General features: G+C 61.4%; 14 protein-coding genes. All 14 read right to left on the bottom strand.

Going from position 1 to position 13,088, the window contains the following annotated elements; all coding sequences use genetic code 11:
- Positions 1-371: 371 nt before the first annotated feature.
- On the bottom strand, positions 372-620 hold the full coding sequence (locus Q0S16_RS01265) for a PilZ domain-containing protein (protein WP_295844151.1): 249 nt from the start codon (positions 618-620) through the stop codon (positions 372-374).
- Positions 621-646: 26 nt separating this feature from the next.
- Positions 647-2,314, bottom strand: coding sequence for a PAS domain-containing methyl-accepting chemotaxis protein (locus Q0S16_RS01270; RefSeq protein ID WP_295844152.1), 1,668 nt, complete (start codon positions 2,312-2,314; stop codon positions 647-649).
- Between the two features lie 113 nt (positions 2,315-2,427).
- Entirely contained in the window at positions 2,428-2,802 is a 375-nt protein-coding gene (locus Q0S16_RS01275) for a ribbon-helix-helix domain-containing protein (protein ID WP_295844153.1), read from the bottom strand.
- A 47-nt stretch (positions 2,803-2,849) separates the two neighbouring features.
- Positions 2,850-4,514: a pilus assembly protein TadG-related protein gene (locus Q0S16_RS01280; protein WP_295844154.1), complete on the bottom strand. Its 1,665-nt coding sequence runs from the start codon at positions 4,512-4,514 to the stop codon at positions 2,850-2,852.
- Positions 4,515-4,525: 11 nt separating this feature from the next.
- Positions 4,526-4,939, bottom strand: coding sequence for a pilus assembly protein (locus tag Q0S16_RS01285; RefSeq protein WP_295844156.1), 414 nt, complete (start codon positions 4,937-4,939; stop codon positions 4,526-4,528).
- Between the two features lie 164 nt (positions 4,940-5,103).
- Complete coding sequence (locus Q0S16_RS01290) at positions 5,104-5,967, bottom strand: LysR family transcriptional regulator (protein ID WP_295844159.1); 864 nt, start codon at positions 5,965-5,967, stop codon at positions 5,104-5,106.
- A gap of 478 nt (positions 5,968-6,445) precedes the next feature.
- Positions 6,446-6,820, bottom strand: a complete 375-nt coding sequence (locus Q0S16_RS01295; protein WP_295844160.1) for a VanZ family protein — start codon at positions 6,818-6,820, stop codon at positions 6,446-6,448.
- Positions 6,821-6,917: 97 nt separating this feature from the next.
- Positions 6,918-7,556 carry a flavin reductase family protein gene (locus Q0S16_RS01300; RefSeq protein WP_295844162.1) on the bottom strand — a complete coding sequence of 213 codons (639 nt, stop codon included), beginning with the start codon at positions 7,554-7,556 and terminating at the stop codon, positions 6,918-6,920.
- A 39-nt stretch (positions 7,557-7,595) separates the two neighbouring features.
- The gene (locus Q0S16_RS01305; RefSeq protein ID WP_295844164.1) at positions 7,596-8,585 is read right to left on the bottom strand and encodes an amidohydrolase family protein; all 990 of its coding nucleotides are present in this window, start codon (positions 8,583-8,585) and stop codon (positions 7,596-7,598) included.
- 11 nt (positions 8,586-8,596) lie between these two features.
- On the bottom strand, positions 8,597-9,982 hold the full coding sequence (locus Q0S16_RS01310) for an amidase (RefSeq protein ID WP_295844165.1): 1,386 nt from the start codon (positions 9,980-9,982) through the stop codon (positions 8,597-8,599).
- A complete protein-coding gene (locus tag Q0S16_RS01315) occupies positions 9,982-10,176 on the bottom strand; it encodes a hypothetical protein (protein ID WP_295844166.1) in 195 nt (64 codons plus the stop codon). Before Q0S16_RS01315 ends, Q0S16_RS01310 begins: the two co-directional genes overlap by 1 nt.
- Positions 10,177-10,184: 8 nt before the next feature.
- Positions 10,185-10,889, bottom strand: coding sequence for an ABC transporter ATP-binding protein (locus Q0S16_RS01320; RefSeq protein WP_295844167.1), 705 nt, complete (start codon positions 10,887-10,889; stop codon positions 10,185-10,187).
- Positions 10,882-11,637 carry an ABC transporter ATP-binding protein gene (locus tag Q0S16_RS01325; protein WP_295844169.1) on the bottom strand — a complete coding sequence of 252 codons (756 nt, stop codon included), beginning with the start codon at positions 11,635-11,637 and terminating at the stop codon, positions 10,882-10,884. Before Q0S16_RS01325 ends, Q0S16_RS01320 begins: the two co-directional genes overlap by 8 nt.
- 222 nt (positions 11,638-11,859) lie before the next feature.
- A partial coding sequence (locus Q0S16_RS01330; RefSeq protein ID WP_295844170.1) for an ABC transporter substrate-binding protein occupies positions 11,860-13,088 on the bottom strand: 1,229 nt, incomplete at its 5' end.

Raw genomic sequence — 13,088 nt, forward strand, 5'->3', positions numbered from 1 at the left:
CATTGAGGTTGCCGGCCTTGCCGGAGGTCCCGCATAACTTCTCGAAGCGATCGTAATAGGGCTCGAGATCGTCGTAGCTGACCGGCCAGTCCGGAATCGTCGTGTCGACCAGCAGCATCTCTTTGCCATAGCGGCCTTCGAGATGGCTCTTGAGCTTGAAATCGCTGGGCAGGAACCGCCAGGTCTGGCCGTTTCAGTGCAAGCCCGCGCCGCCAACGCCGTTGTTGCGGCGCGGGCCCGAATCATTACCGGCGGAATGCCCAGGGAGCCGGGCATTCCGAACTACGACAGCTCTTACGTTGCGTCGGAATTAGGACATATAGCCATTATATTGATGACGTCGCCATGCATGGCTGGACTGAGCGACGATCCTAATCGATGTCGAACGCCACGCCGATCCGGGTTTCCTTGCGCCAGACCACGTGACAACGCTGGCTGAGCTTGTCGCCTGGCACCATCAGCGTGAACTCGTTCGGAATTCCGAGCGGACTGACGACATCGAGCGCGGCGCCCGTCTTGGAAATGTTCCGGACGGTGCAGTCGATGGCACCGCCGTCAAAATAGATCGACCCGCCCTTCAGCGTGCGGTTGCGAGGATCGATGCGGCTTTCCGAAGACATTTCTTCTCGTAGCAAGTTCCAAACCGTTACGCTAGTTCGGAGGCCGCCCGGTGCATGTTGGCCGACATGTCCGACGTCACCGTGCTTTGCTCCTCGACCGCCGCGGCTGTCGAGGTGACGTATTCGTTGACGTGTTCAATCGCCTGCTTGATGGCGACCAACGCGCCCGCGACATCACCGGAAATGCCGTTCAGTGCATCAATTTCGTCGCTGATCTTGTCGGTAGCGAGCTTGGCCTGGTTGGCGAGATTCTTCACCTCCGACGCCACCACCGCAAAGCCCCGTCCGGCCTCGCCCGCGCGCGCGGATTCGATCGTTGCATTCAGCGCCAGCAGGTTGATCTGCCCCGTAATGTCGCCGATCAGACCGACGATCCCGCCCATCGAAAGCGCCGCGTCGGTCAGGCGCTGCGCCTGGGCGTCGGCCATCTCGACCTGACGCACAGCGGATTCGGCGGTTTGCCGCGACTTTACCATGGTCTCTGAAATTTCCCGGATCGATGCATTCATCTCCTCACTGCCGGCGGCGACCGACTCGATCAGCGAGCGCGCACGCTCGACCTTAAGGCGTGCCATCACCTGCGGGGTCATGTCGGTAGCGTATTTCACGACCTTGAATGGCTTGCCGTTAAGATCGAAGATCGGATTGTAGGACGCCTGGATCCAGACCTGCCTGCCACCCTTGCCGATCCGCCTGAACTCGCCAGCCTGGTAAGCGCCATGGTTCAGGCTGGCCCAGAATTCACCATAGGCCGCGGACGTCTGCTCCGACGGATCGACGAAGATGCTGTGATGTCTTCCCTTGATCTCATCCAGCGTATAGCCGACCGCGTCGAGGAAATTCGGGTTGGCCGTCATGATCGTGCCATCCATGCTGAACTCGATCACGGCTTGCGACTTGCGGATGGCAGCCATCTGGCCGTTGCTGTCCGCGGCGGCCAGCTTCTGCGGGGTAATATCGGTGGCAAATTTGACCACCTTGAAGGGCTTTCCGGTCTCGTTGAGAATTGGATTATAGGTCGCCAGAATCCAGACTTCCTTGCCGCCCTTGCCGATCCGCTTGTATTCGGCGGCTTGGTAGTCGCCGCGGTTGAGGCACGCCCACAATTCGCGGTAGGCCGCGCTGTCGCGATCGGCCGGCGGCACAAACATGCTGTGATGCCGGCCCAGAACCTCCGCCAGCGTGTAGCCCATGGCCGCGAGGAAATTTTCGTTCGCCGCCAGGATGGCTCCGTCCATGTCGAATTCAATGACTGCCTGGGCGCGGTTGATCGCGGAAATCTTGCCACTAGCCTCCATGCCATCGATCATCTGCCTCGTGATATCGGTGGCGATTTTAATGACCTTGCACGGCTTGCCGCGACTATCCAGAATTGGATTATAGGATGCCTGGATCCAGACCTCGCGGCCACCCTTGGCAATTCGCTTGTATTGCGCCGCCTGGAATTCGCCCCGGTTGAGAATAGTCCAAAAATCACGATAGGCGGCACTGGCGCGAACGGCGGGATCGACGAAAATGCCGTGATGCTTGCCCTTGATTTCCTCGAGCGTATAGCCGAGCGTTTTGAGAAAATTGGCGTTCGCAGTGATGATCGTGCCGTCCATATTGAATTCGATGACGGCCTGCGATCGACTGATGGCCGTGGCTTGCGCCAATGCATCACGCACATCGGCTTTCCACTGACGATTGAACATTGGTCACTCCCTGGCCAAAAGCCAGCACTTAAAAAAAGGCATGATGCGTCGTCGCGGCACCCTCGGGTGCCGCTATCAATATCGAGCAGGAAGAAGGTGGAACTTGCCGGTTATTAGGTCGGGAGCGGTTCCTTGGCGTCGAGCTTATTCCAGTACGCCACGACCTTCTCGGCCGATTCGCCATGGTGGTCCTGGTACGGCGAGACGCCGCCGGTCGCGTCCGAGGCGCTCGACACAATGCTGCGCGCCGCGATCTGCTGGAAGTATTCGAGCACGGCGATCCGCAGGTTCGACGACAGATTGGGCGTCTCGCGCTTGCGTTCGATCTTTTCGATGTAGTGCTCGATGGTGGTGTTTTCCATCCGGACAATCGCCTGCAGGCTTACCCAGAAGCTGTCTTCCAGGCTCACGCTGGTGCGCTTCTTGGAAACCACCACCGAGCGCTTGCGGTTCACATTCGGGCGTAGCGTTGCTGCTTCATGTCCCATGATCGTTCTCACTATCTGTTATTGGTTGAAAAATACGCAGTACACATTCAGTTCACCAGTACCACGCCGTCACAGCGGATACCGGATACCCAGACGTCGGCCTGTCCAATGCCGACACCGAGGCTGGCGAGTGTCGCGGCCAGCAAGGTGTCAATCGAACCGGTGGCGCCGCTGATGATGCTTGTCACCAGCGGCCCGAGCCCGGGCGGCACGATGGGCAGACCGACGACGTTGATATTGATCGCGAGGTCGCCAAGCAGGCTTCCCGTCAGCGAGGATGTGAAATTGGTCGAATTCACCGTCTTTTTTGTCTGCGCGGTGATCTCCGCATAGGTGAACGGAACGGTGACCGGCGTGGTATTTCCCATTCCGGCATGCGAGCGTCCGGTTACCGTGATCAGGCCGAGTAGATTTACCAGTGTGGCGGCGGGAGGGCTGGGCTTGGTGCTGGTATTGTTGAGATCGGCGACGGTGACATTGCCGATCCAGGCATCGACGATACCCGGCGTCACACCCAGGGTGGCACTCGAAGTGCTGATGTCCGGATATCCGCAGCTAACATTGTTCAACGTCGCCGTGCCCGAGGCGACCTCGATGTAGATCGGCAGATTGACCATCGCCGCGGCGCCACTGCCAATCAACTGGATCGACAGCAATACGCGGGTCTGCGCGGTGTGCACGCTGGCGCCCTGTGTGCCTACAGCGACCCAGCCCGATCCGGGCGGGCGGGCGCCGGTCACGGCCGTCAGCGTTGCACTGGCGATGCCGGGAAGACCGAGACTCACCGGAAGCGCGATCTGGTTGGTGCCGTTGGCGACCCCGGCAGTCGCCTGCAGCAGGTCGTAAAGCGAAAGGCTGACGCCGGTCTTCGGCTTCAGGCCAATTTTCAAGTCGGAATAGGGTCCGGTATCGATCAACGAGCTGGGAGCGATCCTGGTGATCACCGAATTCGCGGCTGTTACGATGGTCGACAAGGCCGTGGTTGCGGTGCCGCCGCCATTGGCGGTGTTCTGCACATTGAGCGCGGCAGCCAGGATGTCACTGACCTTGATGTTGGAACTGAGCAGGGCATCATAAGTCCCGGTGCTCAGACCTACGCGGCTCGCCAATTCGTTGAGAAAACCAAAGGCGTCGATTTTCGCACTTAGAAGCGCGGTATAGTCCATCACCGACAGCGACAGCGTCGTGCCTAGCATTGCCCCCAGGACATTGTTGAGCAATCCGCCGTTCAGCGAGGCCAGCCGTGAGCCGATCGAGAACGACGCCATCGCCGTGGTGGTCGCCGTCGCCGTCGCATTGATCTTGAAACTGTTACTGCCGGTAAAGAAGTGACTGAAATACAGCGGGGTCTCGGTCTGCAGCACCACCCGCGCGGCGTTCGCCACGCCGGTAGCCGGCGTGACGAAGCGGTTCTGCGAAGCCACGGCTTCGTTCGCTGTGTAAGTGCCAAGTACGACGCTCACCAGCGCACTGGCGGGAAGGTTGTTCTGGGTCACGGCGGAAGTCGCGGCGTTGCTGGCATTGCTGAGGTTGCTGGCCGCTACAATGGCGGCGAGATCAGCGGAGCTTTGCGACTTGCGGCGATCGGCCGAGATCGTTCCGATATCGATTCCCAACGCCGCGCAGCAGACCGCCAGCACCATGGCGCCGGCAGCCATGATCGCGATATTACCGCGCTGATCAGACCGGAACCTCGTCAGCAAATGTCGCATCGAGGTCACCCTCAAAATCCGCCATAGGGGATGGCCGCGGACCGCGCGATCAGCGTCGGTGGCATCGGCACGAACGGCAGCGAATAGATGAACATGCTGGATGCGTCGTAATTTACTGTGACGACAAACACGTTGGCATTGGCGCCGGAAGTCGCGGCATTGACGCTGAGATGCGTCTTGTCGATCAGCGGATAGGTATCGGCGTTCGCGGAAACGTAGGATTTCGCCAGCGTCCCCCGTTCGGTCTCGCTCATACCGGCTACGGATGACCGCGCCGCCTCGGCGGCAAGCTGCTGGACCCCGTGAATGACAGCGAGATACGAGCCGAACACCACGATTCCGAACACGATGGTCAGGAATACGGGCAGCACCATTGCGAACTCGACGGCGGACGCGCCGCGTCGACACAAAAGTAACCGGATCATCAAAGCCTCGAATCTCAACATCGATTGAGCTTCTCAGGCCTGCGTGAAATTTACCTATACAATTTGTGTTACGCGTAGAGGGACCTGATCATCTCCGATACCGAGATGACAGTCGCTCACTGCATCATATTTTATGGATACATAATCGTAGGTGATGGTCAGGGTCAGGACGCGATGAAACGAGCCTGCAGGTCATCGAGAAGTTTCGCATGCTTCTGGCGAAATCCCGGACGGGCGCAAAGCAGCACTTTCGGCGAGCTCGGCGGCGGGAGATAATATTCGTTAGCCGCCATCAGCGGGACAGGCACCAGCCGCTTGGGCAAAACAGTAAGCCCGATACCGGCCTTGGCCGCGTCGATCCGCGCATGGTAATCCGGGCTTGAGAAAGCGATACGATACACCATTCCCTTGCGTTCGAGGGCCTGAACCATCAGATCGTGCGTGATCTGGCCGGGCCATGTCAACAATGGAACGGGCGCTCCTGGGCTCAGCGTGAAATCTGTCGAGCGCACCCAGGTGACTTCTTCCTCACGCTGCGCGACCACTTCAAGACTGGATTCTAGCGGAACCTCCGACATGCTCATGAAAATCCCGACATCGATATAGCCATCGAGCAAGCCTTTGGTAATTTCCGCGGAATTATCCGCGTAGATGCAGATGCCGGCCAGTTCGGCCCTGCTCATGACCTCCAGCACCTTCTGCGAATAAATATTGCTGAGTCCAAGACGAATGGAATGGTCGTCGTTTAAAGCGCCGCGCAGCATCAGCAACTGGTCATTAGCCTCGAGAATCTTGCGGGCCTGGGTGAGCACAAGTTTCCCCAGTTCCGTGGTAGCAGAACCGTTCGCGGATTTCTGAAAGATACTACCGCCGACCGCATGCTCGATCCGCTTGATCTGCGAGCTGATCGCAGGCTGGCTGAGACCCAGCAACTTGGCAGCCTTGGTGATGCTGCCAGCTTCGGATATTCCGACCACCGAGCGCATGATTTCCGTTGGAATACTGAGATGTTGATAACGGCGGTGCATGATACGTCGTCCTTTGAGATCGACGCCTGTCCACGTCACGGCATTGTACGCTTCGAAGACGTAACACCAAAGTCTGCGGCAATCGACTTGTCGCGACTATAACGTCGCCATGCCCTATAATTTCAAGGCAAGCGAGCGCTAGTGATATGGTTGTATCGATCAAACTTTACACAAGCCAAGTAAATCGTTCTGGTGTTTTGTATTACGGCACTAATGGTATCTTGATCGCCCCACATGGTGCTAAAATACCTGCTATGATTTTGAAAAACTCCAGCACGAACTATCATTCGCAAGATCCACATGCATGCATGATTTTCGATCATGAATGATTCGTCGGCAGATACGGATCGAGCGATCGCCAAGCCACATGTCATCTAACGGTCTGCTGAGGAATTCCGGTGCCGAGCGTCAAAACCGTGAATGGAACGCAGTCCAAACGGAATGGAACCGCGGCGGAATTGAGTTTTTTTGTGGACTTCTAGGCGGATTTTGTCGGCTTGCTATGTCTTCCGCGCTCTGAGAGGCCGAGCCAGAGGTTGATCAAAAGCGAGATACCGACGCCGACAGCGCCACCGACAAATTTGAGGAGAGCATCCGGAATCTCGCCGTGGCGGTCGGGCGTGAGGCGCTGCAGCGCCTCCAGCAGGAGCGCCGTGCCGACCACCAGGATCAATACCAGCCAGAAGCGTTTCGGATAGGCCACCCCGAACAGCAGGCCGACCAGAGCAAACGCGCCGAAGCGCTCGACGCCAACGCCGCCGATATGCGGGCGCAGGCCGATCGGCGACAGAGTCGCGAAAACAATGAAAGCGAGGGCGGCCCAAGCGAGCATGATGGCGGGTTTGCGGAACATGGCCGCTTCATAGCCCATCTTCGACGTACTGCCATTCCCGTTTTTGTAAAATTTGTCGTCGCGTTGGTAACGATTGCTGGCGCAAGGCTAACCACCATCAGCGATCGCCGCGCGCCTGCCACGTCTCGAACGTGTCCGGCTTGATCTCGAAGCGATCCTGCATCCGGGCATACATCGTTCCAGCGACGCGCCCGACCGGCAGATATTGCTCGTAATCGGTCCGCAGGGTCTCGGGATCGACGACACCGTCACGAACCTGGATTCCGAGAACCTCGCCGACCAATAGATCGCGTTCGGCGCCGAAATTCATCAACGTCACCTTGCGGCATTCCAGCGCAGCCGGAGCGCCCGCGAGATGCGGAACGGCGACGTGAACCCCTGCGGCCATTGGTAGCTGCAACGCCTCGGGCTCGCCGACATCGGCGGGGAACCCGATGGAGCAATCGACCATGGCGCCCGCCAGTGCCTCATCCACCATGTTGATGACGAACAGACCGTTGGCGCGGACGTTTCGTGTGGTGTCCTTCAGCGACAGGTCGGACTTTGCCTGCAGGCCAACAATCACCAGCGGCGGTTTTTCCGAGAACACGTTGAAAAACGAGAACGGCGCGGCGTTGACGATCCCGGCATCGGAAATGGTGGTGATCAACGCGATCGGGCGCGGCACGACGAGGCCGCACAGCAGCTTGTAGCGCTGCGCGGCGCTGAGGGTGGCAAAATCGAAGTTGATCGTCATCGCGACGGGGCTTTCTATGCGCGCCGCCGGAATGGGCGCTCAGGAGATCTTGAACAGCCGGCTGGCATTGCCGGATAGGATTTTTTCGCGGTCAATGTCCGACAGCTTCGCCTGCTTGACCAGCCCCACCGGATCCTGATCCCCCATGTCAAATGGATAATCCGACCCCATCATCACCCGGTCCGCACCAGCCACGTCGACCAGCACCTCGATCAAATCGGCCGAGAACACGCAGGTGTCGAACCAGAGCCGCTTCAGATAGGTCGACGGCGGCTCGGCGATGAGCTTGCGCACCTCAGGCCGCACCTTCCAGGCATGATCCATGCGGCCGGTATAGAACGGCAGGAACCCGCCGCCATGGGCGACAACCACCTTGAGCTCGGGATGCCGGTCGAGCACACCGCCCATGATGAAATGCGAAATCGCGATGCCTTCCTCGACCGGCTGGCCGAGGCTGTTGACCATGAAGAAGTCGCCGAGGCGTTGGCCATGCGAGAACCCCAGCGGATGCACGAACAGCGGCGCGCCGAGCGTCGCCAGACGCGCGTAGAGCGGATCGAAAGCAGAGTCGGAGAGCTCGCGCTTCTCCACCCGCGTATCGATCTGGAAGCCACGCAGGCCGAGTTGCTCGACGGCATGGACCGCTTCCTCGATGGCGCGGGCCGGAAACCGCATCGGCAGCGTGCCGATGCCAGCAAAATGCGCGGGGTCCTGCGCCACCAGCGCCGCGACATCCTCGTTCTGCACCCGCGACAGCGCGCCCTGCAGGTCCTGATCGGCCCAATAATGCTGCTGCGCCGGTGCCGGCGCTACCATCTGGAAATCGACGCCCATGCGCCGCATCACCTCGCGGCGCGTTGCGATGTCGAGCATCAGCTTCGGCAGCAGCTTGCCCTGCTCGGCATCGGTTTCGCGGCTCGCCGGCGACATGTCGCGCCGATAGGGATTTTCCATCGGATCGTAATGGCCGGTGACCAGCGGCTCGACGCGCTTGCTGATCGTGTGGGTGTGCATATCGATGACGCGCATGGGATTCTGGCTCAGTTCAGTTCGGCGGCGGCCGGCACGCGGAGGTGCCAGTCGGTCGCGCCTTGATAGGCATGGGCGGCACGCAGGATGGCGGCCTCGGCATAGGGACGGCCAACGAGCTGAAAGCCGACAGGCATGCCAGCGGCATCGAAGCCGCAGGGCACCGACGCCCCCGGCAGGCCGAGATAATTGATGCCGCGGGTGCAGTGGGTGAGCTGGCCAATGACGCCGGCGACGTCTGCCGGGGCGCCTTCGGTGGTGGCCTTGATGGTCGGAACCGGAATCGAGAGCGTTGGCAGCAACGCCAGGTCTGCCGCCCCCATGCACGACGCGATCCACTGCTCGGAGATCTGCGCGCGCAGGGACAGCGCCTCGACATAGCGCGTCGCCGGATAGAACAGGCCTGGCTCGATCCGCGAACGCACCTGGTCGGCATAATCCTGCGGCCGCTCGATCAGCCAGCGGCGATGAATGGTGGCGGCCTCCACGCTCATCAGCACCTGCATCAGCGCATTGATGATCGCCATGTCCGGCGGCGCGGTTTCGATGATGGTGACGCCAAGTGTCCTGAAGGTTTTCACCGCCTCGTCCAGCCGTGCCGCGATCACCGGATCGAGCCGTTCGCGATAATAGCCACCGGGGATCGCCACCGTCAGGCCGGCGACGCCGTCGCCGATCGTCGCCTCGTAATCGCGGCCGGCGATCACCGAGAGCAGGCGTGCGGCGTCGCGCGCGGTGCGCGCCAGCGGCCCGGTGCAATCCAGCGACGCCGACAGCGGCATCACGCCATCGGTCGGCACCAGCCCCCAGGTTGGCTTCAGCCCGACCAGCCCGCACATCGCGCCGGGATGGCGCAACGAACCGCCGGTATCGGTACCGAGCGAACCAGCCACCAGCCGCGCGGCAACGGCGACGCCCGAACCGGAGGACGAGCCGCCCGGAACATGCGCCGGATTCCACGGATTGAGCGCGTGGCCGTGATGTTCGTTGTAGCCGGTCGGGCTCATCGCGAATTCAGCCAGCTGCAGCCGGCCGAGGTCAAGTGCGCCCGACGCATCGAGGCGCGACATCACCGTCGCGGTGACGTCGGCGCGGAAATCGGCCCGGATCTTTGAGCCGCCTGCCGATAGATCGCCAGCACGATAGAACAGGTCCTTGTGCGCCAGCGGCACGCCGTGCAGCGGCGACAGCCGTGCGCCACCGCGGCGCAGCTTGTCGGCGTCCTCCGCCGCTTCCAGCGCACGGGCGCCGTCGAGCCGCACCACGGCATTCAGCTTGCGGCCGACGGTTTCGAGCCGCCGCAGCGCCACGGTGGTCGCAGCGACCGACGTGACCTCGCCGGTGGCAATGGCATCGGCAAGCGCGCAGAGGTCAAGAGCCGCTATGGAATTTTCCATCAGGTGCGGTCCGCGGCGGCGAGCCAGCTCTGAAAGCCGTAGGGCGAGGAATCGAACGGCAGGCTTTGAACCGACTCCGCCGCGATGCGGTTGTTGTTCTCTTCGACCAGCGTCTTCAGGCGTCCGACGCGCCCGGCGGCCCGCGGCGCGCCATTCAGTTCGGCGGCAATGCCGCGCAACAGAGCTTCATCCATCATATTTCTCACTGCACGCCAAGGCGCTGGAACAACAGGTCGGTCTGCTGGCTCAATTCTTTCGCGTCACCCTGATGCACGATCTGCCCGGTCTCCAGGATATAGACCCGATCGGCGACAGCCAGCGCGCTGTACAGGTTCTGTTCGACCAGCAGGATCGACAGTCCCTCGCGCTTGAGATCGAGGATGATCTCCTCAAGATGCTGCACCATCACCGGCGCCAGGCCTTCGGAGGGCTCATCCATCAGGATCAGCCGCGGATCGATCATCAGCGCGCGCCCCACGGCCAGCATGCCGCGTTCACCCCCGGACAATTGCCCGCCGCGGTGATGGCGGCGCTCCTTGAGCCGTGGAAAGATTCCGAACACGCGATCGATGGTCCAGCCATCCTTGGCCCGCGGGCTCTTCAGCATCGTCAGATGCTCGGTCACGGTCAGCGACGGGAACAGCCGGCGGCCCTGCGGCACGATGGCGATCTTTCGCGCGGCGATGTCGTGCGGCTTCATTCCGACCAGATTCTCGCCGCGCCACGTAATGGTGCCGGAGCGGATCTGCGGCGGCACCAGCCCCATGATCGAACGGATGAAGGTGGTCTTGCCCATGCCGTTGCGGCCGAGCAACGCCACGATCTCACCGGGGGCAACCTCAAGCGAGACGCCGCGCACCACGATCGCCTCGCCATAGCCGCTGTGCAGATCCCTGACCTCAAGCATGACGCGGCTTCCCGAGATAGACTTCCTGGACCTGGCTGTTACGACGGATACCTTCCGGCGGCTGCTCGACCAGCACCCGGCCCTCGAACATGCAGGTGACGTAATCGACCAGGCCGAGCGCCAGGTCCATGTCGTGCTCGATCAGCACCACGGTGATGTCGCGGCTGAGCGAGCGGATCACCTCCGCGATCATCGAGCGCTCCGATGGCGACAGCCCGGCGGCGGGCTCGTCCAGCAGCAGCATGGTTGGCGTGGTGACCAGCGAAATCGCGATCTCGAGCTGGCGCTGCTCGCCATAGGACATTTCCTTGACGATGACATTCGCACGCTCGCCGATACGGGCGGCGGTCAGCGCGGCGGCAATGCGCGGCGCCTCGGTGGCATCGGTATCGGACGAGCCGAACAGCGAGAATTTCCGCGGGCTGAGGCCGCGCAGCGCCAGGATCATGTTGTCCTGCACGGTCAACGTCGGAAACAGGTTGGTGATCTGAAAAGTCCGCGAGATGCCGAGCTGCGCGCGGCGGTGCGGCGGCAGTCGTGTCACATCATGCCCGTCGAACAGGATCTTGCCGGAGGTCGGCGGCACCGCGCCAGCGATGGCATTGAACAGCGTGGTCTTGCCGGCCCCGTTGGGGCCGATGATGGCGCGACGCTGCCCGCGCGGCACGGTCAGGCTGACGCCATCGACCGCCCGCAAGGCGTCGAAGGCCACCACCACATCGGTCAGAGTCAGGATCGGTTCGGACACAGATAATTCCTAGAAATCGATCCATCAGGATCGGAGCATTTTCAGTCTTGTCCCGGACGCGTTGCGGCATTTCAGGCGATGCACTTGCATCGCCGCAACGCCGCTCCGCAGAGCCGGGACCGTAACAGGCGCCGGAGTTTGTGAAGGTCCCGGCTCTGCAGTGCACTACGCCCCCTGCGGAGGCGCAGTGCACTGCGTCCGGGACAAGCAAGCGACGATTAATCAGGCCTTCTTGATGCCCTGGAAGGTGCGCGAATAAGGCGGCTGCTTCATGTAGGTTTCCGGATCGTACTTCCAGAACTGCGACACTTCCGGATAGGTCTGGATCGGCACGTTCCAGAACTTTCCGTCGGCACGCTTCACCACCTTGCGGATGTAGACGTCATAGACCGGGTTGCCATAGGCATCGAACTTCACGGTCTTGCCGAGCGGCGAACCGTCGAGTTCGGTCTTCAGCACGGTCTCGATGAAGGCCTCGCGGTCCTCGACCTTGCCGCCCACCTTCTTCAGCGCCGCATCGATCCACATCATGCCCGAGAACATCGAGAAGCCGTACAGCGACGGGATCTTGCTGTACTTGGTTTCATAGTCCTTGACGAACTTCGCGGTGACCGCGTTGTCCGAACCTTCGGCGAAATGCGCCGGCGCGATAATGCCCTCGCAATCCTCGCCGAGGGTACGGATCACCGACTGGTCGGTGGCGTTCATCGCGGCGATCAGCGGCGTCTTCGCCTTCAGGCCGAACGCGGCATATTGCTGGAAAAAGCGTGTGGCGTCGGCGCCGGTTTCCATCGCGAAGACGGCATCGAGCTTCATCTCGGCGATCTGGCCGAGATAGGGGCTGAAGTCCGCGGTGTTCAACGGATGCCAGAACTGCTGCACGATCGTGCCGCCGCCCTCGGTGAACACCTGGGCGAGGCCGCCGCACTGCTCATGGCCGAACGTATAGTCCTGGCTGATCGTGGCGATACGCTTGTAGCCCTGCTTCAGGCACCAGTCGCCGAGCGGATGGGTGAAGGCACTGGCGGTGTAGCCGGCGACGCGGATCACGTTCTTGATGCGCGCCCGCTGGGTCAGGTCATCCGCCGCGATGATCGGAATGAAATACGGGGTGCCGGTGCCCTTGACGTAATTGGCGACGGCGAGGCCGGTATTGGCCAGCAGATTGCCGATCAGCATGTGGCAATTGCCCTGCTCGACCAGACGCCGCGCCTTCTGCAACGCCGTGTCGGGGTTCGAGGCATCGTCTTCGATGATGAGCTCGACCTTACGGCCGCCCATCTCGTTCTTGACCTGCTCAAGATAGAACTGCACGCCCTCGACCATTTCCTTGCCGCCAGACGCGACAACGCCGGTCAGCGGCGCCAGTAGACCGATCTTGATCGGGCCGGCTTGCGCCTGCGCGGAGCGCCATGGCGCGGAGCCGACGCCAGTGGCCGCAACGGCGACGG

This window comes from Tardiphaga sp. (genome assembly GCF_025356345.1).
In the GTDB taxonomy this organism is placed as follows: Bacteria; Pseudomonadota; Alphaproteobacteria; order Rhizobiales; family Xanthobacteraceae; genus Tardiphaga.